Source organism: Methylobacterium sp. CM6257, from assembly GCF_054611515.1.
The window spans coordinates 3,396,592-3,416,559 of sequence record NZ_CM137735.1; the positions used below are offsets into that span (position 1 = coordinate 3,396,592).

Here is a 19,968-nt window from a genome sequence, read left to right on the forward strand (position 1 = left end):
GGCCGGTCCTGGCCGCTCCTCACGCGAGCAGATCATGATGCGCGCGGTGCCTGTGCAGCCAAGCCCTGGCGTAGCCGCACAGGGGCACAATCCGTTCGCCGCCTGCCCGGGCCCGCGCCGCCACCCCTTCCATGAGCCGGTCGGCCGCCCCGGTGCCGCGCAGGACGGGCGGCGCGTAGACGTAGCTGATGATCAGACGGCCCGCCTCCCGGCGATAGGTTGCGAATGCGACGTCGCCGCCGACCGCCAACTCGAAGCGGCCCTGGTCGACGTTGTCGCGCAGCGCATCCGTCATTCGCGTCTCCCTCTCTTCGGCCCCGATGATGACCCCGCCTGCATAACCCTTTCGGCCGCGCGTCGGACCGAGACCGTCGGATCGCGAACCAAGGTCCCGCCCCCGCGCCATCACCCCTGTCGACAAGCCCCGTTGCGCGCCCGGGATGGCGGGCTCTCCACTGCCTTTTCGGATCGATGAACAGCCCGATCGGAGCCGGGTCACGGCCGCCTCCTCTTATCATCCGATGGGGCACGCCCAGGCGAGGGGTTCTAGGAGGTACCTGGTTCCGGCCGGCGCGCCCCTCGGACGCGAAGAGGCAGCCCGTGGACCAACAAGCTGGCCCGGACGGCCCAGGAGCCGCCAAACCCTTTGTCGCCCGCAGTCCGGGGTACAGGGTGGGGTAGACAGCCGAATTCAAGCCCTCCCGCGGCCCGGCCGGTCTGCAGGGACTTGAAGCGTGACCGATGGGCTCCCCACCTCAGCACGCAATCAGTCGCGTCGATGGGTGCAGTGTGATGAGAGCGGAGTTCACCAGAACCTACATCGTCCTTCCGTTTGAGCGTGCCGGCACGGTGGTCGGCGCGCGGCAGGCGCTCGTGTTTGATGACCCCGGTGCGGCACGGTTCTACGCTGAGGCTCTCGGTCAGCGTACGACCGGCGTCGCGATCCTGGAGCGCACGATCGACGCCGAGACCGGCGAGGAGAACGATCGCCTCGTGGCCTCGGGCGGCGCTGTTCCTCCGTTCACGCCGGGCGCCATGCAGTGGACCATGCGCCTGCACTGAACGACACGCCCATCGCTGCCGCGGGCCTCCCGTCTGCGTCAGTGCAGGTTGAACTCGCTGCCGATGGCTCTCAGTTCTGCGGGCCTGATCAGGCGGCTGTGGGCCACCTTCACCGAGTGCAGCGGCCCATCGAGGGCTTCCTGCCAGAACGCCAGGAAGCGCCTCAGCTCGGGAAATTCCGGGAACAGATCGTGCTGTTGCCAGATGAAGGTCTGCAGCAGATGCGGATGGTCGGGCAGGTGGTACAGGATCTCGGCTGTCGTCAGGCTGTAGCCTTCCAGCTGACGACGGAAGGCTGTCGAAACGCTCATGGCGGCACCTCCTGCATTCATCCCGATAGTGACTCGCGACGAAGCAAGAAGGTTGCCGGCTCGGCTGTTAACAACAGGAAAATCGCGAACGGCTTCAGGCTTTTAGCACTCGCCGACAACGGCGGCTGCCAAACTCGCGCGCCGCCGCTGGCACTCTCGCCTGGCGAGTGCTAAGTTTTGGACGCGGATCCGGCGCGTGGCTCTGTGGTGGCGCGGCCTGACCGTGGCCAGGCCGCCCATCTGGGGTCTGGCGAACTTCTCGATCTGTAGCACTCAGACTGGAGGCAGCTATGAAGTTCCGTCCGCTGCACGACCGCGTGGTCGTCCGTCGCATCGAGAGCGAGGAGAAGACCAGGGGCGGCATCATCATCCCGGACACCGCCAAGGAGAAGCCGCAGGAGGGCGAGGTCGTCGCCGTCGGTCCCGGCGCCCGCGACGAGCAGGGCCGCGTCAACGCGCTCGACGTGAAGGCCGGCGACCGCGTGCTGTTCGGCAAGTGGTCCGGCACCGAGGTCAAGATCGACGGTCAGGATCTCCTGATCATGAAGGAATCCGACATCATGGGCGTCATCGACGCCTCCGAGGCGCTCAAGCAGGCCGCCTGAGATCAGGGGCCCATTCCCGCAGTCATGTCCAAGTTAAGGAGTGACACACAATGGCAGCGAAAGACGTACGTTTCTCGTCAGATGCCCGCGAGAAGATGCTGCACGGCGTCGAGCTTCTCGCCAACGCGGTGAAGGTGACGCTGGGCCCGAAGGGCCGCAACGTCGTGATCGAGAAGAGCTTCGGCGCCCCGCGCATCACCAAGGACGGTGTGACGGTCGCCAAGGAGATCGAGCTCGCCGACAAGTTCGAGAACATGGGCGCCCAGATGGTGCGCGAAGTGGCCTCGAAATCGAGCGATCTCGCGGGTGACGGCACCACCACCGCGACCGTGCTGGCCGCCGCCATCGTCCGCGAGGGCGCCAAGTACGTCGCCGCCGGCATCAACCCGATGGACCTGAAGCGCGGCATCGACCTCGCCACGCAGGCCGCCGTGAAGGACATCACCTCGCGCGCCAGGAAGGTCGTTTCGTCGGAGGAGATCGCCCAGGTCGGCACGATCTCCGCCAACGGCGACAAGGAGATCGGCGAGATGATCGCCCACGCCATGCAGAAGGTGGGCAACGAGGGCGTCATCACGGCTGAAGAAGCCAAAACAGCTTTGACCGAGCTCGACGTCGTCGAGGGCATGCAGTTCGACCGCGGCTACCTCTCCCCGTACTTCATCACGAACGCGGAGAAGATGGTCGCCGAGCTCGAGGATCCCTACATCCTCATCCACGAGAAGAAGCTCTCCTCGCTCCAGGCCATGCTGCCGGTGCTCGAGGCCGTTGTTCAGACCGGCAAGCCGCTGCTGATCATCGCCGAGGACATCGAGGGCGAGGCGCTCGCCACCCTGGTGGTCAACAAGCTGCGCGGCGGCCTGAAGGTCGCGGCCGTCAAGGCGCCGGGCTTCGGTGACCGCCGCAAGGCGATGCTCGAGGACATCGCGATCCTGACCAAGGGCCAGATGATCGCCGAGGATCTCGGCATCAAGCTCGAGAACGTGACGCTCCCCATGCTCGGTCGCGCCAAGCGCGTGCGCATCGAGAAGGAGAACACCACGATCATCGACGGCGCCGGCGAGAAGTCCGACATCGAGGGCCGCATCGCGCAGATCAAGGCGCAGATCGAGGAGACCACCTCGGACTACGACCGGGAGAAGCTGCAGGAGCGCTTGGCCAAGCTCGCGGGCGGCGTTGCGATCATTCGTGTTGGCGGCTCGACCGAGGTCGAGGTGAAGGAGAAGAAGGACCGGGTGGAGGATGCCCTGCATGCCACCCGCGCGGCGGTCGAGGAAGGCATCGTCCCGGGCGGCGGCACCGCGCTGCTGCGGGCCAAGAAGGCGGTTTCCGAGCTGAAGTCCGACGTTCCGGACGTGCAGGCCGGCATCAAGATCGTGCTGAAGGCGCTTGAGGCGCCGATCCGCCAGATCGCCCAAAACGCGGGCGTGGAGGGCTCGATCGTGGTCGGCAAGATCACCGACAACACCTCCTCGGAGACCTTCGGCTTCAACGCCCAGACCGAGGAGTACGTCGACATGGTCCAGGCCGGCATCGTCGACCCGGCCAAGGTGGTGCGCACCGCCCTGCAGGGTGCGGCTTCCGTGGCCGGCCTGCTGGTGACCACCGAGGCGATGATCGCCGACGCGCCGAAGAAGGACAGCCCTGCTCCGGCGATGCCGGGCGGCGGCATGGGCGGCATGGACTTCTAAGTCCAGGCCATCCGTCCAGCCGAGGAAGGAGGCCGCCGAAAGGCGGCCTCCCTTTTTTGCCGAAAAGCATCCCGTGCGGAAACGGTGCGGGGCTTTCTGATGGCGCGCGGCCGAACACAGCCACGGTGAATCCCTGACCCAAAGCAGGCCTCGGGAGCGTCCGCTTCCAAGCCGTCCAATCAGATCGGATGGACCTGAGTGACTGATGGTCGCCGAAAACGGCCTGACCGCTTCTGGGCATCGGTAGGGGGGAAAGCGGCTCCTCGTACGGCCCGTTGCGGACCCGACCTATGCCGCATCGGGGTACCCCGCGGGCTGCCAGTCTGAGGTCTGTTGCAGCCTCCGGTACTCGGCCCAGATCAGCCGATGGCACTCGCACGCGCCCCGCTCCAGCCCCGCACGATCCCGTACCGTAATGCAGGCAAACTTCTGGCTCACGAGGCCAGCCTGCTCCAGCCGCTTGACGTGCTCGCTCACGCTCGGCCGTCGCATCCCAAGGTGAGCGGCGATGGTGGCATGGCCGACGCAAATCTCGTCCTCACCCAGCAGGTCCTGAGCCAGCAGCAACCAGCGCTGGACCCGGTGCTCAACATCATGATGCGCGTTGCACAACGCCACCTGAGCGACGTGGACCATGCGCACCTGCACATAGCCCAGCGCCAATCGACGGAGCGCGGTATCTGCGCTGAAGAGCACCTCGGCATCCGCGGCCTTCAGCCGATAAGCCTCGCCCGCGGTCTGGACGATGACGCGCAAGGGCGAGCGCCTGGTTCCGAGCACGAGCGGCAGGCCGGTCATCCCGAAGCGACTGAGAAGCCCTATGCCGTGGGCGCCATCAGCGTGCGTCCGCGCCTGCACGGCAGCAAGCCCGTGCTCGACGAAGTAGATGTACGGGATGTCCGCACGGGGCTCCTCCAGCACTTGCCGCCGTCGCAACGGCACAAATTCCAGAAGTGGCTCGATCTGCGCCCAGTCAGCAGGCGGGAGTGCAGCCAGAATCAGGTTGCGAAGGGGAGTCAAGACTTGCTGCACCTGTATTGCGCATTGAACATTTATGCTTTGGAGGTTACATCTTTTCCTTAATGCCGGAACTCACGAGCCACCAGTTCACGGGATAGGCGGTGAGGAAACCAGTCACCATGGCGATCTGCATGGCAAACCAGAATTCCGTCGAATTCACCTCGGCTCGATGCCCAAGCAGGTGCTGAAAGAGGTAGAACTGCGCAAAGGCCATGAAGCCGTACATGCCGACCTGCCATGAGATCAGCGAGGCCGTGTCAGCTTTAAGCGCTGCGACTATCCCCTCACCGGGTGAGAGCCCACGCATAGGTACGATGGCGAAGTACTGGAAGACGATGCCCAGGCCGAACGCGAACAGGAAGTCGAGCAGCCAGACCGCGTACATCTTCTCGCCAAACAGCGACTGCCAGCCGAGCCAGACCGCGACGGCGGGTGCGAGGAAAGCGAGCCACTCGGCAGCGACATCGCCCAGCATGCAACCGCTGCCGCAATGGAGCGCCCCCTTGCCAACCATCACCGGGAAGGGCGTCTGCGTCATGTTGGGCGGCTTCTCGCCCCGTTCCTTAGCGTGGTGGTGCGCTTCCATCGTAGCGAGCCGTCCGTATCGGAAGTAGGCCCAGACGACGGCAAGCGTGCCGAACAGGGCCGCGACGGGCCAGACGATGTTCATCACCGTCATGTGCTGCGGGCGGCGGATCACGTCGACTGAGACGATGAGGGCGCAGGTCCCACCAAGAAGTAAGCTGGTAATCGAGAGAAGATGCAGCCAGTCGGGAAACACAGAACACGCCTTACATGCGAAGTGCAACAGCAGGTCGGCACACGGGGTCCCTCCGGAGATCCTGAAGAATGGAGCAGCCGCTGATCATGTGGATCTTTCGCGCCTGGCCAGGGCACCTCGATCTCGATCCCTGTCCGCCGCATTGCTGGCCCCGCACCGGACGGCGGCTTGAGGCCCGCGCTGGATTCAGGGCTTTGACTGGCTTTTGCCTGGTGTCTGCTGGCCCTGCAGATCGATCGGCTTGTTATCGTTGAGGTCCCAGCCGGTGTTCGGATCGGTGCCGGTGCGCTGAAGCTGGGCCCGCATCTGCCACTGATACTTGGCGATCCCATGCTCCACCTCCTGGAGCAGGTTCGAGGTCGTCGGGTCGACCGCCTCGGTGGCCTTGATCGCGGCGTTCACCTCCTCGCCCACGCGCTTGTAGGCGTTGGTGAACCACGCCAGGATCTGGGCGTCGTCGAGGAAGCCGCCCGGAATTTCCGGCACCCCGGATGTCTTCACGATGGTGTTGGCCCGGCCATCTGCCGAGGCACCGACGGCGAGCAACCGCTCCGCAATGGTGTCGGCGTATTTCGACAGGCCTTCGTAGTGTTCCTGCAGCAGCAGATGCAGCGGATAGTACAGGGTGCCGGACGCGTTCCAGTGCGCCTGCTTGGTCTGGAGTTGAAGCTGCTGCAGCTCGGTGAGGGTCTGCTGAAGCGCGGCGACGTCCTTCTTTATCCCGTCCTCGCCGATCCCGAGGTCGATCACGGGCTGGCGGGTTGCCTCGTTCGTCGGGAAAGGCCCGAGCGGCTGCTGGCTCGTCACCTGGGTTTGTGAGGACTGGCGCATGGTGGTGGTCTGTCCACCGGGCACCTGCTGGTCTTTTGTCGGCGCAGGGCGATCCGCCTGAGCGAATTGCATGTGCGAGAACACCTGCATGGCCGAGGGAGCGACCGGCACCGGGGCCGCCGAGGGATCGGCCTGGCCTGATGCATCGGCGGCACGGGCAAAGGCCGGGGTGAACGCGGCTGAGGCAAGCAGAACTGAGGCCGTGAGCGTGCCGATATGCTTCGTCATCCAGAACTCTCGATCTCATCCGGAGCTGCGCCGTTCCGAGCAAGGTGAGGCGGCGCCTACAGCGATCAAAGGCGCCGCCGAAATCGCCGTTCCAGCATGACAGCGAATTTACTTTTTGACGGCTTGCATCTGCCGGAGAGCTCAAGTTTTTGTCGGGAGAATCACTGATCGATCCTATTCTTTGTCAGGACTTTCCCGACAGCCCATTCGCCCCCGGCGAATGCGATTGCACCGACGTCGGCCACGCCGGTGGGACGATCTCATGTTGGGCGAGCGTTGATCGTCTCAGTGAGCGCCACCGCGCCCTTCGGTCGTCCTGCTCTGTTCGGGCAAGCCCGGGACGCTTCAGGGCGGTGATCAGGATGAGGATGGCGAGCCCGAACCCCATTGCCGCCGCGAGCAGCGTGAACTGGGCCGCCCCGGCCACGATGCCGGCCGAGGCCGCCAGTCAGACGCTCATGGTGGGGGGGAGATTTCTGACCGTACGCTCCGGATTGTCCCTGGCGACGAAGATCATACCGGCGGCGACGAAGCCTATGGCTTGGCCGAGCTCCTGCATCACGCGCAACGGATCGGCGTCGCCACCGCGCGCCTGCACCTCGGCAGGTAGGGGACTCATTCAGGTCCATGCGAGAACGCAGGCGGCGAGCGCGACGGCGGCCAGATAGTTGCAGGCCAGACGATCATAGCGGGTCGCGACGCGCCGCCAGTTTTTGAGATGGCCGAACAGACGCTCGATCCGATTACGCCGACGGTATGCGATCCGGCTGTGCTTGTAGGGCACCGTCCGGGTGGCCGTGGACGGGAGGGTGGCGATCACCCGATGGCTCTTCAGCCAATCCCTCAGGCTCTGCGCATCGTAGGCCTTGTCGGCGATCAGGCGCTTGGGGGGAACGACCGCCCGCAGCAGAAGGCAGTGCCATGCTGATATCAGCCACGTTGCCCGGTGTCAGGGCGAACGCAACCGGTCGGCCACGACCATCGGCCAAGCAATGGATTTTGCTCGTGAAGCCGCCGCGCGAGCGCCCGAGGGCCTGGCTCCAGGCCCCCCCTTTCCGCCTGCGGCCGAACGATGGGCCTTCACGTGCGAGGCGTCGAGCATCAGCTCGTCGGGGATAGGGCCTGCGGCTGCGATCTTGGCAAACGGACGCTGCCAGACCCCACGCTGCGACCACCTGTTGTAGCGGTTGTAGATCGTCGTGTGCGGGCCGTAGGCGCAGGGCGTATCCTGCCAGCGGCAGCCGATCTTCAGCACATGCAGGATGCCGCTGATCACCCGTCTGTCATCGACCCGAGGCTTGCCCGGTCGACCGTGAGGCAAGTGCGGCTCAATCCGCGCCCAGGCCTGAGAGCCAGAACAGTCGTGCCATCGCCATCCTCCTGCGCCGGAAACCCCAAACTCAGGAAGAAAACGCGAGCGGTGGCAAATGGTTGTATGAGTTCCCTACCTAGCATTACAGTTGCGTTTTGGGCGAGGTTCTGACTCTTTGCGTGGCCATGATTCGCGCATCATGGACGTCGGAGAGTTCGGTCGAGGCGACGCTGGAGTTGTGGGCCTCGTCGCTCCGGGAGGTGAAGGGGCGCATGCGGCCTCTGTTCACCCAGGACCGGGTCGCCGCCTCGGCCGGAGCGTTCCTGGATGGACTGCTCGGTGCAGAGCGGCGCAAGACGGGTTGGATGCGGGCGGAAGCCGCGGGCGATCCGGGGCCCTGGCGCCAGCAGGCGGTGCTTGGGCGCGGACGCTGGGACGCCGACGCTCTGCGCGACGTGGTGCGTGACTATGCTCTGGAGACGCTGGCCGACCCGGATGCGGTTCTGGTTCTCGACGAGACCGGCTTTCTGAAGCAGGGCAAGGCCTCGTGCGGCGTGCATCGCCAGTACACCGGCTTGGCCGGCAAGATCACGAACTGTCAGATCGGCGTATTCGCGGCCTATGTCTCACGGCACGGTCATGCCTTCATCGATCGGGCCTTGTACCTGCCCCAGACCTGGACCTCGGATCCAGCCCGGCTGGCCGCCGCCCACGTGCCGAAGGGGACGACCTTCGCAACCAAGCCGGGATTGGCTCTGGCGATGATCGAGCGGGCGATGGCCGCCGGCGTGCCGTTTTCCTGGGTGGCGGCCGACACCGTCTACGGGGTCGGCGACATCGAGATGGCACTGCGGCGGGCGGGCAAGGGTTACGTGCTCGGGGTTAAGAGCGATCACCCGTTCCACTCCTGGGCCGGCAAGCCGCTGGTGGCCGGCACCGCCGAGACGATCGCGGATGGCCTGGCTTCCTCGGCCTGGACGCGCCTGTCGGCGGGCGACGGGACGAAGGGCGCGCGGCTGTACGACTGGGCCTATTGTGAACTGGCCAACCTCGATGGGGCCGCCTACGACCAGACCGGCCTGTGGACGCGGGGGCTCCTGATCCGCCGCAGCCTGAGCGATGGCGAGCGGGCCTACTTCACGACCTGGTGCCCGGCCGGCACGCCGATCCAGACCCTGGTCAGCGTCGAGGGACGGCGTTGGAGCATCGAGGACGCGTTCGAGACGGCCAAGACCGAACTCGGGCTCGCTCACAATGAGACCCGTTCCTGGCACGGTTGGCACCGGCACGTCAGCTTGGTCATGATGGCCTTCGCCCTGCTGGCGGTGATCCGCCATCACGCCAACGCGCCGCCCCCAAAAAGCCGAGCCCGGCCGAGACGGCGCGCCCACTGATCCGCTGGTCGGTGCAGGAGATCCGTCGCATCGCGGTGCGGCTGGCGCAGCGGCGCATTCAGCCCGCTCACGTCATCGCATGGTCGCTCTGGCGACGGGCCCATCAGGCGGCCGCCCGCCAGGCCCATCTCAAACAACGCGCGTCAGACGCCAAACGGCGGCGGCAGCGCCGGAAGCCAAGCCGGGCCAACCGTCAGCCAACACGCACAAAAACGCAACTGTAATGCTAGGCTGATGCTCTCGATCAGTCCGACCTGACGCCAGCCCATCATATCGATCAGGCCCCGGGCCTGCATCCGCGGTGCGGGATTGACGAGATTGTGTATGTGGTATACCAGATACCAAGAGACGGTCGACCGGCTATTCGGTAGGTTCCGATGCCGCATTGAAAACTTTCGCCACCGTTAGCGAACAGAGGAAGCCCCAATGAGTAAGCCGCTGGAAGGGATCAAGATCATCGACTTCACGCACGTTCAGGCTGGGCCCGCCTGCACGCAGCTGCTGGCGTGGTTCGGCGCCGACGTGATCAAGGTCGAGCGCCCCGGCGCCGGTGACGTGACCCGCACCCAGCTGCGTCACGTCGAGGACGCGGACGCGCTCTACTTCACGATGCTGAACTCCAACAAGCGCTCCCTCACCCTCGACACCAAGACCCAGGCCGGCAAGGAGGTTCTGGAGAAGCTGATCCGCAACTCCGACGTCATGGTCGAGAATTTCGGCCCCGGCGCGCTCGACCGGATGGGCTTCTCCTGGGCGCGCATTCAGGAGCTGAACCCGGGCATGATCCTCGCCTCGGTGAAGGGGTTCTCCGACGGTCACCATTACGAGGACCTGAAGGTCTACGAGAACGTCGCGCAGTGCGCCGGCGGCGCCGCCTCGACCACGGGTTTCTGGGACGGGCCGCCCACCGTCAGCGCCGCCGCGCTCGGCGATTCCAACACCGGCATGCACCTTGCCATCGGCATCCTCACGGCGCTCCACCAGAAGAACAAGACCGGCAAGGGCCAGAAGGTCGCCGTGTCGATGCAGGACTCGGTGATCAACCTGTGCCGGGTGAAGCTGCGCGACCAGCAGCGCCTCGATGCGCTGGGCTACCTCGAGGAGTACCCGCAGTACCCGCACGGCGAGTTCTCGGACGTGGTGCCGCGCGGCGGCAACGCGGGCGGCGGCGGCCAGCCGGGCTGGGTGCTCAAGTGCAAGGGCTGGGAGACCGACCCGAACGCCTACATCTACTTCACCATCCAGGGTCATGCCTGGGCGCCGATCTGCAAGGCGCTCGGCAAGGAGGAGTGGATCACCGATCCGGCCTACAACACCCCCCGCGCCCGCCAGGACAAGATCTTCGACATCTTCGCGACGATCGAGGAGTGGCTCGCCGACAAGACCAAGTTCGAGGCGGTGGACATCCTGCGCACCTACGACATCCCCTGCGCGCCGGTGCTGTCGATGAAGGAGATCGCCGAGGACAAGTCCCTGCGCGAGAGCGGCACCGTGGTCGAGGTGGCGCACCCGAAGCTCGGCAAGTACCTGACCGTCGGGAGCCCGATCAAGTTCTCCGACATGAAGGTGGAGGTGAAGGCCTCGCCGCTGCTCGGCGAGCACACCGACGAGGTGCTGGCCGGCCTCGGCTACACGCAGGAGCAGATCCAGGCCATGCACGCGGCCCGCGCAGTCTGATCGATCGCCGCTCAGTCGTATTCGCAGCCGCGGCGCTGGCGGCGATCGTTCTCCTGACCTGCGGGCACAACCTAACGGTCTTCGTATTGACCGCCGCGGTGTATTTCCGGGAGTTCGGCGAGATCTACTCGCCGACTCCCGGCGACTTGCGGCGGCACGCGCGGCTCGAAACCGGGGTGACGTGAGCGGCACCTCGGCCCCGGCCGCACGCCCTGACCCGGCCCGGGTCGCCCGCACCGCAGCTGACCATTCTGGAGATACCCCGATGACCGCTCTGGCCAAGATCGTTCACAACACACCCGAAATCGAGGCCGAGCCGGACCTGACCGACGGCTTCCACCTCGTCATCGACGCGCTCAAGCTCAACGGCATCGAGACCATCTACGGTGTGCCGGGCATCCCGATCACCGACCTCGGCCGGATGGCGCAGGCCGAGGGGATGCGGGTCATCTCGTTCCGGCACGAGCAGCACGCCGGCAACGCCGCGGCGATCGCGGGCTTCCTCACCAAGAAGCCCGGCATCTGCCTCACCGTCTCGGCCCCGGGCTTCCTGAACGGCCTGACGGCGCTGGCCAACGCCACCACCAACTGCTTCCCGATGATCCTGATCTCGGGCTCCTCCGAGCGGGAGATCGTCGACCTGCAGCAGGGCGACTACGAGGAGATGGATCAGCTCGCCATCGCCAAGCCCCTCTGCAAGGCGGCCTTCCGGGTGCTGCATGCGGCCGATATCGGCATCGGCGTGGCCCGCGCGATCCGCGCGGCCTGCTCGGGCCGCCCGGGCGGCGTCTATCTCGACCTGCCCGCCAAGCTGTTCTCCCAGGTGATGGACGCCGAGGCGGGCCGCAAGTCGCTCGTCAAGGTGATCGATCCGGCCCCGGCCCAGCACCCTGCCCCCGAGGCGATTGCCCGGGCCCTGGAGGTGCTGAAATCCGCCCGCCGGCCGCTGATCGTGCTGGGCAAGGGAGCCGCCTACGCGCAGGCCGACGCGGCGATCCGGGCGCTGGTGGAGACGAGCGGCATCCCCTACGTGCCGATGAGCATGGCCAAGGGCCTCCTGCCCGACACCCACCCGCTCTCGGCGGGCGCGGCACGCTCCACGGCGCTGAAGGACTCGGACGTGGTGCTGCTGATCGGCGCCCGGCTGAACTGGCTGCTGTCCCACGGCAAGGGCAAGACCTGGGGCGAGCCCGGCTCGACCAAGTTCATCCAGATCGACATCGAGCCCCGCGAGATGGACTCGAACGTCGAGATCGTCGCTCCGGTGGTCGGCGATATCGGCTCCTGCGTGCAGGCGCTGCTCGACGGGATGGGCCAGGGCTGGCAGCAGCCGCCGGCCGACTGGATCGACACGCTGAAGGCCAAGCGTGAGGCGAACATCGCCAAGATGGCGCCCAAGCTCATGAACAATGCCTCGCCCATGAACTTCCATGCCGCTCTGGGGGCGCTGCGCACGATCATCAAGGAGCGGCCGGACGCGATCCTGGTCAACGAGGGCGCCAACACCCTCGACCTCGCCCGGGGCATCATCGACATGTACCAGCCGCGCAAGCGCCTGGACGTGGGCACCTGGGGCATCATGGGCATCGGCATGGGCTTTGCCGTCGCGGCCGCGATCGAGACCGGCAAGCCGGTCCTGGCGGTGGAAGGCGACAGCGCCTTCGGCTTCTCCGGCATGGAGATCGAGACGATCTGCCGGTACGAGCTGCCGGTCTGCATCGTGGTGTTCAACAACAACGGCATCTACCGCGGCACGGACGCCGACCCGACCGGGCGTGACCCGGCCACGACGGTGTTCGTGAAGGACTCCCGCTACGACAAGATGATGGAGGCCTTTGGCGGCGTCGGCTACCACGTCACCACGCCGGACGAGCTGACCCGCGCGGTCAACGAGGCGATGAACTCCGGCCGGCCCGCGCTGGTCAACGCCGTGATCGACCCGGCCGCCGGCAGCGAGAGCGGCAACATCGGCAGCCTCAACCCGCAGAGCGGCATCAAGAAGAAGAAGTGAGGGCAGCGGGTCCGCCCGCTCGCCTAGAAACGCAAGCGGGCCGGCTCGCGTCGCGCGAGCCGGCCTGTGCCTGTCGCAGGAAGAACCTGCGATGGTCGATCCCGACCTCGCAAGACGCCTGCACTTCCGCCCACTCCTGCCAGCCCACCAGCCGCTGCCGGCTCGTGTCTTCCCGACAGAAACCGTCGAGTACAATACTAAGAAATTTCCATCACGGCGTGAATGAGGCAGAATTCTTGCGCGCACCGGTTCGAATTTAATTTCCTCTTGAAGACAGATTATTTTTAATGTTTTCGAGTTCCGATTGATATAACGAAGCTTATCATCTTAGATAAATGGCTATTATTCTATGAATATCCATGAATACCAGGCCAAGGCCGTGCTGAAGGAGTTCGGCCTGCCGGTCTCCCGCGGCGTGGCCATCTTCAACCCGTCGGAGGCCGAGGCCGCCGCCAAGGAGCTCGGCGGTCCCGTCTGGGTCGTGAAGAGCCAGATCCACGCGGGCGGTCGCGGCAAGGGCACGTTCAAGGGGGCACCCGAGGGCGCCAAGGGCGGCGTGCGCGTCACCAAGTCGATCGACGAGGTCAAGCAGTTCGCCGGCGAGATGCTCGGCCAGACGCTGGTGACGATCCAGACCGGCCCGGCCGGCAAGCAGGTCAACCGCCTCTACATCGAGGAAGGCGCCCAGATCGCCGAGGAATTCTACCTCTCGATGCTGGTCGACCGCGCCACCGGCGGCGTCGCCTTCGTGGTCTCCACCGAGGGGGGCATGGACATCGAGGCGGTGGCCCACGACACGCCCGAGAAGATCCACACGATCGCGGTCGACCCGGCCACCGGCGTCATGCCCCATCACGGCCGCGCCGTCGCCAAGGCGCTGGGGCTGTCGGGCGCCCAGGCCAAGGAGGCCGCCGCGCTCACCGAGAAGCTCTACGCGGCCTTCGTCGCCAAGGACATGAGCCTGCTCGAGATCAACCCGCTGGTGCTGACCGCGGACGGGCACCTCAAGTGCCTCGACGCCAAGATGGCCTTCGACTCGAACGCCCTCTACCGGCACCCCGACATCGTCGCGCTGCGCGACGAGACCGAGGAGGACGCCAAGGAGATCGAGGCGTCGAAGTACGACCTCGCCTACATCGCGCTCGACGGCACGATCGGCTGCATGGTCAACGGCGCCGGCCTGGCCATGGCGACCCTCGACATCATCAAGCTCTACGGCGAGGAGCCGGCGAACTTCCTCGATGTCGGCGGCGGCGCCTCCGAGGAGAAGGTCACGGCGGCGTTCAAGATCATCACCGCCGACCCGAACGTGAAGGGGATCCTCGTCAACATCTTCGGCGGGATCATGAAGTGCGACGTGATCGCCAACGGCGTGATCGCGGCCGTCAAGGCGGTGGGTCTGCAGGTGCCGCTGGTGGTGCGGCTGGAAGGCACCAACGTCGAGCAGGGCAAGGCCATCATCCGCAGTTCCGGCCTCAACGTCATCCCGGCGGACGACCTCGACGACGCCGCCCAGAAGATCGTCGCCGCCGTGAAGGGAGCCTGATCATGTCGGTGATGATCGACGCCAACACCAAGGTCATCTGCCAGGGCTTCACCGGCAAGAACGGGACCTTCCACTCCGAGCAGGCGATTGCCTACGGCACCAAGATGGTCGGCGGCACGAGCCCGGGTAAGGGCGGCTCCAGCCACCTCGGCCTGCCGGTCTTCGACACGGTCGCCGAGGCCCGCGCGGCCACGGGCGCCGACGCCTCGGTGGTCTACGTGCCGCCGCCGGGCGCCGCCGACGCGATCTGCGAGGCGATCGCCGCCGAGGTGCCGCTGATCGTCTGCATCACGGAAGGCATTCCGGTGCTCGACATGGTGAAGGTGAAGCGGGCGCTGACCGGCTCGAAGTCCCGGCTCGTCGGGCCGAACTGCCCGGGCATCGTCACGGCGGGCGCGTCGAAGATCGGCATCATGCCGGCCAACATCTTCCGGCCGGGCTCGGTCGGCATCGTCTCCCGCTCGGGCACGCTGACCTACGAGGCGGTGTTCCAGACCTCGAATGCCGGTCTCGGTCAGACCACCGCGGTGGGCATCGGCGGCGACCCGGTGAAGGGCACCGAGTTCATCGACGTGCTGGAGCTGTTCCTGGCTGATCCGAAGACCGAGTCGATCGTGATGATCGGCGAGATCGGCGGCTCGGCCGAGGAGGAGGCGGCGCAGTTCCTGCGTGACGAGGCCAGGCGCGGGCGCAAGAAGCCGATGGTCGGCTTCATCGCCGGCCGCACGGCGCCTCCGGGCCGCCGCATGGGCCATGCCGGCGCGATCATCTCGGGCGGCAAGGGCGGCGCCGAGGACAAGATCGCCGCCATGGAAGAGGCCGGGATCCGCGTCTCGCCGTCGCCCGCCCGGCTGGGCTCGACCCTGGTCGACGTGCTCAAAGGTTGAAGCACCATGCGCATTGCTGTGCTGTCCGAGACGGACTCCGCGGAACCGCGCGTGGCCGCGGTCCCGGAGACCGTCAAGAAGTTCAAGGCGCTCGGCGCCGACGTGGTGGTGCAGTCGGGCGCCGGCATGAAGGCCGGGATCCTCGATTCCGAATATGAGGCTGCCGGGGCGAGCATCGCCGGGAGTGCCGCCGACGCCGCCCGCGACGCCGATCTCGTCCTCAAGGTCCGCCGCCCGGGCGCCGAGGAGCTGCCGCTCTTCAAGCACGGCGCCACGGTCGTGGCGATCATGGACCCCTACGGCAACGAGACCGCCCTCAAGGCCATGGCCGAGGCCGGCGTCTCGGGCTTTGCCATGGAGCTGATGCCGCGCATCACCCGCGCGCAGGTCATGGACGTGCTGTCCTCGCAGGCGAACCTCGCGGGCTACCGCGCCGTGGTCGACGGCGCGGCCGAGTACGGCCGCGCCATGCCGATGATGATGACCGCCGCCGGCACGGTTCCGGCCGCCCGGGTCTTCGTGATGGGCGTCGGCGTCGCGGGCCTCCAGGCCATCGCCACGGCCCGCCGCCTCGGCGCGGTCGTGACCGCCACCGACGTGCGCCCGGCCACGAAGGAGCAGGTCGAATCGCTCGGCGCCAAGTTCGTCGCCGTGGAGGATGACGAGTTCAAGCAGGCCGAGACCGCGGGCGGCTACGCCAAGGAGATGTCGGCCGAGTACCAGAAGAAGCAGGCCGAGCTCGTGCGCGGCCACATCGCCAAGCAGGACATCGTCATCACCACGGCCCTGATCCCGGGCCGTCCGGCGCCGAAGCTCGTCTCCGAGGAGATGGTCGCGTCGATGAAGCCCGGTTCGGTCCTGGTGGATCTCGCGGTGGAGCGCGGCGGCAACGTCGCCGGCGCGAAGGCCGGCGAGGTCGTCACCACCGAGCGCGGGGTGAAGATCGTCGGCCACACCAACGTGCCGGGCCGCCTCGCCGCCACCGCGTCGAGCCTCTACGCGCGCAACCTCTACGCCTTCGTCGAGACGCTGATCGACAAGGAGACGAAGGCGCTGGCCATCAACTGGGACGACGAGCTGGTGAAGGCCACCAACCTGACGCGTGACGGCTCCGTCGTGCACGCGTCCTTCCAGCCGAAGGCCGAGACCGCCGCGCCGGCGGTCGGCGCCGCCTGATCCGATCGCGAGGGAAACCAGCATGGCAAACGTCGTCGTTCCTCCCGATCAGGCGGCCGATCAGGCCCGCGTGCTGGCCGACGCCGCGCGCGCCGCGGCCGCGGTCGCCCGCAACGCCGCCGACCAGGCCCAGGCCATCGCCGACGGCATGGGCCACGGGCTCAGCGCCGCCACCGGCGGCGCGGTCGATCCCACCGTGTTCCGGCTGGCGATCTTCGTGCTGGCGATCTTCGTCGGCTACTACGTGGTCTGGTCGGTGACCCCGGCGCTCCACACGCCGCTGATGTCGGTCACCAACGCGATCTCGTCGGTGATCATCGTCGGCGCGATCCTGGCGGTCGGCGTCCCGCTGATCGAGAAGGGCACCGGGCTCGCCCGGTTCTTCGGCTTCATCGGCATCGTGCTCGCCAGCGTGAACATCTTCGGGGGCTTCCTCGTCACGCAGCGCATGCTCGGCATGTACAAGAAGAAGGGCTGAGCCGGTGTCCGAGAACGTCTCCTCCCTTCTGTATATCGTCGCCGGCGTCCTGTTCATCATGGCGCTGCGGGGGCTCTCGCACCCCACCACCTCCCGTCAGGGCAACCTGTACGGCATGGTCGGCATGGGGCTGGCCATCCTGACCACCCTGATCGGCCATCCGCCGGCTGGGATCGGCGCCTGGGTGCTGGTCCTGCTCGGCCTCGGGATCGGCGGCGGCGCCGGCGCGGTGATCGCCAAGCGCGTGCCGATGACCGCGATGCCGCAGCTCGTGGCGGCCTTCCACTCGCTGGTGGGTCTGGCGGCGGTGTTCGTGGCGGCCGGGGCGCTCTACGCGCCGCAGGCCTTCGGGATCATCGAGAACGGCCACTTCCACAAGCAGTCGCTGTTCGAGATGGGGCTGGGCGTGGCCATCGGCGCCATCACGTTCACCGGCTCGGTGATCGCCTTCGCCAAGCTCGACGGGCGGATGTCCGGCAAGCCGATCCTGCTGCCGCAGCGCCACCTGATCAACGGGCTGCTGGCCGCGGGCCTCGTGCTGCTGATCGCGCTGTTCATCGGCACCGAGTCGAAGGCCCTGTTCTGGCTGATCGTCATCGCCGCGCTGGTTCTGGGCGGTCTGATCATCATCCCGATCGGCGGCGCCGACATGCCGGTGGTCGTGTCGATGCTCAACTCCTACTCGGGCTGGGCGGCGGCCGGCATCGGCTTCACCCTGGGCAACCTCGCGCTGATCATCACCGGCTCGCTGGTCGGCTCCTCGGGCGCGATCCTGTCCTACATCATGTGCCACGCGATGAACCGGTCGTTCATCTCGGTCATCCTGGGCGGGTTCGGCGGCGACACCGCCGCGGCCGGCACGGGCCAGGTCGAGACGCGGCCGGTGAAGCAGGGCTCGGCCGACGACGCGGCCTACATCATGAAGAACGCCGAGCGGGTGATCATCGTCCCGGGCTACGGCATGGCGGTCGCCCAGGCGCAGCACAGCTTGCGCGAGATGGCCGACATGCTGAAGAAGGAAGGCGTCGACGTGAAGTACGCCATCCACCCGGTGGCGGGCCGCATGCCGGGTCACATGAACGTGCTGCTGGCCGAGGCGAACGTGCCCTACGACGAGGTGTTCGAGCTGGAGGACATCAACGGCGAGTTCCCGCAGGCCGATGTGGCCTTCGTGATCGGCGCCAACGACGTCACCAACCCGGCGGCCAAGACCGACAAGGCCTCGCCGATCTACGGCATGCCGATCCTCGACGTGGAAAAGGCCAAGACCGTGCTGTTCATCAAGCGCGGCATGGGCTCGGGCTACGCGGGCGTCGAGAACGAGGTGTTCTTCCGCGACAACACCATGATGCTGTTCGGCGACGCCAAGAAAGTCGTCGACTCGGTGCTCAAATCCTTCTGATACGTCCATTCCTGCCACAGGCCTGAGGGCGCGTTGAGCGCATGGTCGGGGCCCGATCTCTTCAATCTCAGATCGGCGCCCCGCCGATGGGCGTGAGATTAATGCGAGTCGATCGGCATTGCTCCTCGATCCGAATGGTTTGCGGTGGTGGCCCTCAGTCGTGACGCAGGAGATCTTCGAACCACTCCTGCCGATTTCCATCTCGGCCGCAGCGCGCTCGCCCTGCGTTGGAGCTTGCGGATCAAGCACCGGATCCGCAAGCATCGTCGATACGCCAGGACACGCAAATTGTTCTGTGCCAGATTAAAATTGATCAGATACTTCGGCGCGAAAGCGTCCGACATCAGTAAAATATTTTACGCATATCGTCAGATAAAATGATTTTTGTTGGCGGAATCTCTCGTCTATCTCCTTGGCCTGGTTGAGGCGGCGGCACGCCAGTCACACGAGCTTACCGACCGCCTTTAGACGGCTAAGGCGAGACATTTACGGTCGTGGGAGAGAACATGCCGCGAAATACGCTGATCCTGGGGGCTTCCTACGGTTCGCTGCTGGGGACCAAGCTCCTGATGGCCGGTCACAACGTGACCCTGGTCTGCCGGCGCAAGACCGCCGACCTGATCAACCGGGCGGGCACCGAGGTCCGCATCAAGCTGCGCGACGAGCCGAACCACCGCTCGATCCTGTCGCGCGACCTGCCCGGCAAGCTCGACGCGATGCCGCCGGAAGACGTCGACGTGTCGCGCTACGACCTCGTCGGTCTCGCCATGCAGGAGCCGCAGTACAACAACCACACGATCCGCGTCCTCATGATCAAGATCGCGGCGGCGAGGCTGCCGTGCCTGTCGATCATGAACATGCCGCCGCTGCCCTATCTCAAGCGGATCCCGGCGCTGGCCGCCATGGACCTCGAGGACGCCTACACCAATGCCGGCGTCTGGGACCGGTTCGAGCCGGGGCTGATGTCGCTCTGCTCCCCCGACCCGCAGGCCTTCCGGCCGCCCGAGGAGGAGGCCAACGTCCTGCATGTCGGGCTGCCGACGAACTTCAAGGCTGCGACCTTCGCGGACGCGGCGCACAACCGGATGCTCCGGGAGCTGGAGGCCGACATCGACGCGGTGCGCCTCGACGGGCAGGACGTGCCGGTCAAGCTCAAGGTGTTCGACTCGCTGTTCGTGCCGCTGGCGAAGTGGTCGATGCTGCTGACCGGCAATTACCGCTGCATCACCCCGGGCGAGCCGCAGTCGATCCACGACGCCGTCCACGGCGATCTGGCGCGCTCGCGGGCGATCTACGATCACGTCGACGCAATCGCCCGGAAGCTCGGCGCCGATCCGGCCGATCAGGTGCCGTTCGAGAAATACGCCAAGGCCGCCGAGAGCCTGCTGAAGCCGTCCTCGGCCGCGCGGGCGGTGGCGAACGGCGCGCCCTACATCGAGCGGGTCGATCTGCTCGTGAAACTGATCGCGCACCAGCTCGGCGAGCCCAGCGCCGAGATCGACCGCACGGTCGAGATCGTCGACCAAAAGCTCGACGAGCGCGTCATCGAGGGCTGA

At 66.5% G+C, this 19,968-nt stretch carries 18 protein-coding genes and 1 pseudogene; 12 read left to right on the forward strand and 7 right to left on the reverse strand.

The genetic code is table 11. The features are described from left to right. Positions 1–19: 19 nt before the first annotated feature. Positions 20–295 carry a GNAT family N-acetyltransferase gene (locus tag ACYCO6_RS16645; protein WP_459773029.1) on the reverse strand — a complete coding sequence of 92 codons (276 nt, stop codon included), beginning with the start codon at positions 293–295 and terminating at the stop codon, positions 20–22. A gap of 497 nt (positions 296–792) precedes the next feature. Between ACYCO6_RS16645 and ACYCO6_RS16650 the strand changes: the two genes are divergently transcribed. Continuing rightward, positions 793–1,062 carry a hypothetical protein gene (locus ACYCO6_RS16650; RefSeq protein ID WP_459773031.1) on the forward strand — a complete coding sequence of 90 codons (270 nt, stop codon included), beginning with the start codon at positions 793–795 and terminating at the stop codon, positions 1,060–1,062. A gap of 38 nt (positions 1,063–1,100) precedes the next feature. On the opposite strand, the gene ACYCO6_RS16655 is transcribed toward ACYCO6_RS16650, so the two are convergent. Continuing rightward, the gene (locus ACYCO6_RS16655) at positions 1,101–1,373 is read right to left on the reverse strand and encodes an usg protein (protein WP_459773033.1); all 273 of its coding nucleotides are present in this window, start codon (positions 1,371–1,373) and stop codon (positions 1,101–1,103) included. 290 nt (positions 1,374–1,663) lie between these two features. Between ACYCO6_RS16655 and groES the strand changes: the two genes are divergently transcribed. Both groES and groL read left to right on the forward strand, forming a co-directional pair. Next, positions 1,664–1,978, forward strand: coding sequence for a co-chaperone GroES (gene groES / locus ACYCO6_RS16660; protein WP_459773035.1), 315 nt, complete (start codon positions 1,664–1,666; stop codon positions 1,976–1,978). A gap of 50 nt (positions 1,979–2,028) precedes the next feature. Beyond that, positions 2,029–3,669, forward strand: a complete 1,641-nt coding sequence (groL, locus tag ACYCO6_RS16665; RefSeq protein WP_459773037.1) for a chaperonin GroEL — start codon at positions 2,029–2,031, stop codon at positions 3,667–3,669. A gap of 288 nt (positions 3,670–3,957) precedes the next feature. On the opposite strand, the gene ACYCO6_RS16670 is transcribed toward groL, so the two are convergent. The 5 genes and pseudogenes from ACYCO6_RS16670 to ACYCO6_RS16690 all read right to left on the reverse strand — a co-directional run bounded on the left by ACYCO6_RS16670 (position 3,958) and on the right by ACYCO6_RS16690 (position 7,862). Then, entirely contained in the window at positions 3,958–4,689 is a 732-nt protein-coding gene (locus ACYCO6_RS16670; RefSeq protein ID WP_459773039.1) for a Crp/Fnr family transcriptional regulator, read from the reverse strand. A gap of 46 nt (positions 4,690–4,735) precedes the next feature. After that, positions 4,736–5,470 carry a DUF4396 domain-containing protein gene (locus ACYCO6_RS16675; protein ID WP_459773041.1) on the reverse strand — a complete coding sequence of 245 codons (735 nt, stop codon included), beginning with the start codon at positions 5,468–5,470 and terminating at the stop codon, positions 4,736–4,738. A gap of 186 nt (positions 5,471–5,656) precedes the next feature. Then, positions 5,657–6,529 (reverse strand): Dps family protein, encoded by an 873-nt coding sequence (locus tag ACYCO6_RS16680; RefSeq protein ID WP_459773042.1) that lies wholly within the window; start codon positions 6,527–6,529, stop codon positions 5,657–5,659. 448 nt (positions 6,530–6,977) lie between these two features. Next, positions 6,978–7,148, reverse strand: a complete 171-nt coding sequence (locus ACYCO6_RS16685) for a hypothetical protein (protein WP_459773043.1) — start codon at positions 7,146–7,148, stop codon at positions 6,978–6,980. Beyond that, positions 7,149–7,862: pseudogene (locus ACYCO6_RS16690) on the reverse strand (IS5 family transposase). 164 nt (positions 7,863–8,026) lie between these two features. On the opposite strand from ACYCO6_RS16690, the gene ACYCO6_RS16695 reads away from it, so the two are divergent. The 9 genes from ACYCO6_RS16695 to ACYCO6_RS16735 all read left to right on the forward strand — a co-directional run bounded on the left by ACYCO6_RS16695 (position 8,027) and on the right by ACYCO6_RS16735 (position 19,968). Next, positions 8,027–9,235, forward strand: a complete 1,209-nt coding sequence (locus ACYCO6_RS16695; RefSeq protein ID WP_459773483.1) for an IS701 family transposase — start codon at positions 8,027–8,029, stop codon at positions 9,233–9,235. Positions 9,236–9,661: 426 nt separating this feature from the next. Then, positions 9,662–10,912: a formyl-CoA transferase gene (frc, locus tag ACYCO6_RS16700; RefSeq protein WP_459768638.1), complete on the forward strand. Its 1,251-nt coding sequence runs from the start codon at positions 9,662–9,664 to the stop codon at positions 10,910–10,912. A 265-nt stretch (positions 10,913–11,177) separates the two neighbouring features. Beyond that, positions 11,178–12,923 carry an oxalyl-CoA decarboxylase gene (gene oxc / locus ACYCO6_RS16705; RefSeq protein WP_459768642.1) on the forward strand — a complete coding sequence of 582 codons (1,746 nt, stop codon included), beginning with the start codon at positions 11,178–11,180 and terminating at the stop codon, positions 12,921–12,923. A 349-nt stretch (positions 12,924–13,272) separates the two neighbouring features. Continuing rightward, positions 13,273–14,469: an ADP-forming succinate--CoA ligase subunit beta gene (gene sucC, locus ACYCO6_RS16710; protein ID WP_459771942.1), complete on the forward strand. Its 1,197-nt coding sequence runs from the start codon at positions 13,273–13,275 to the stop codon at positions 14,467–14,469. Positions 14,470–14,471: 2 nt separating this feature from the next. Continuing rightward, positions 14,472–15,356 carry a succinate--CoA ligase subunit alpha gene (gene sucD / locus ACYCO6_RS16715; RefSeq protein ID WP_459773045.1) on the forward strand — a complete coding sequence of 295 codons (885 nt, stop codon included), beginning with the start codon at positions 14,472–14,474 and terminating at the stop codon, positions 15,354–15,356. A 6-nt stretch (positions 15,357–15,362) separates the two neighbouring features. Beyond that, positions 15,363–16,532: a Re/Si-specific NAD(P)(+) transhydrogenase subunit alpha gene (locus ACYCO6_RS16720; RefSeq protein ID WP_459770240.1), complete on the forward strand. Its 1,170-nt coding sequence runs from the start codon at positions 15,363–15,365 to the stop codon at positions 16,530–16,532. Positions 16,533–16,554: 22 nt separating this feature from the next. Then, a complete protein-coding gene (locus tag ACYCO6_RS16725) occupies positions 16,555–17,010 on the forward strand; it encodes a proton-translocating transhydrogenase family protein (RefSeq protein WP_459770243.1) in 456 nt (151 codons plus the stop codon). A gap of 4 nt (positions 17,011–17,014) precedes the next feature. Beyond that, a complete protein-coding gene (locus ACYCO6_RS16730; RefSeq protein ID WP_459773046.1) occupies positions 17,015–18,412 on the forward strand; it encodes an NAD(P)(+) transhydrogenase (Re/Si-specific) subunit beta in 1,398 nt (465 codons plus the stop codon). Between the two features lie 506 nt (positions 18,413–18,918). Continuing rightward, positions 18,919–19,968 (forward strand): ketopantoate reductase family protein, encoded by a 1,050-nt coding sequence (locus ACYCO6_RS16735; protein WP_459773047.1) that lies wholly within the window; start codon positions 18,919–18,921, stop codon positions 19,966–19,968.

Excerpts from the sequence above, each read along its gene's own strand:
- ACYCO6_RS16720 (WP_459770240.1), top strand. The coding sequence starts at position 15,363 with ATGCGCATTGCTGTGCTGTCCGAGACGGACTCCGCGGAACCGCGCGTG.
- ACYCO6_RS16685 (WP_459773043.1), bottom strand. The coding sequence starts at position 7,148 with ATGAGTCCCCTACCTGCCGAGGTGCAGGCGCGCGGTGGCGACGCCGAT.
- oxc (WP_459768642.1), top strand. The coding sequence starts at position 11,178 with ATGACCGCTCTGGCCAAGATCGTTCACAACACACCCGAAATCGAGGCC.
- sucC (WP_459771942.1), top strand. The coding sequence starts at position 13,273 with ATGAATATCCATGAATACCAGGCCAAGGCCGTGCTGAAGGAGTTCGGC.
- ACYCO6_RS16680 (WP_459773042.1), bottom strand. The coding sequence starts at position 6,529 with ATGACGAAGCATATCGGCACGCTCACGGCCTCAGTTCTGCTTGCCTCA.
- ACYCO6_RS16655 (WP_459773033.1), bottom strand. The coding sequence starts at position 1,373 with ATGAGCGTTTCGACAGCCTTCCGTCGTCAGCTGGAAGGCTACAGCCTG.
- ACYCO6_RS16645 (WP_459773029.1), bottom strand. The coding sequence starts at position 295 with ATGACGGATGCGCTGCGCGACAACGTCGACCAGGGCCGCTTCGAGTTG.
- frc (WP_459768638.1), top strand. The coding sequence starts at position 9,662 with ATGAGTAAGCCGCTGGAAGGGATCAAGATCATCGACTTCACGCACGTT.
- ACYCO6_RS16695 (WP_459773483.1), top strand. The coding sequence starts at position 8,027 with ATGATTCGCGCATCATGGACGTCGGAGAGTTCGGTCGAGGCGACGCTG.
- ACYCO6_RS16650 (WP_459773031.1), top strand. The coding sequence starts at position 793 with ATGAGAGCGGAGTTCACCAGAACCTACATCGTCCTTCCGTTTGAGCGT.
- ACYCO6_RS16725 (WP_459770243.1), top strand. The coding sequence starts at position 16,555 with ATGGCAAACGTCGTCGTTCCTCCCGATCAGGCGGCCGATCAGGCCCGC.
- groL (WP_459773037.1), top strand. The coding sequence starts at position 2,029 with ATGGCAGCGAAAGACGTACGTTTCTCGTCAGATGCCCGCGAGAAGATG.
- groES (WP_459773035.1), top strand. The coding sequence starts at position 1,664 with ATGAAGTTCCGTCCGCTGCACGACCGCGTGGTCGTCCGTCGCATCGAG.
- ACYCO6_RS16735 (WP_459773047.1), top strand. The coding sequence starts at position 18,919 with ATGCCGCGAAATACGCTGATCCTGGGGGCTTCCTACGGTTCGCTGCTG.
- sucD (WP_459773045.1), top strand. The coding sequence starts at position 14,472 with ATGTCGGTGATGATCGACGCCAACACCAAGGTCATCTGCCAGGGCTTC.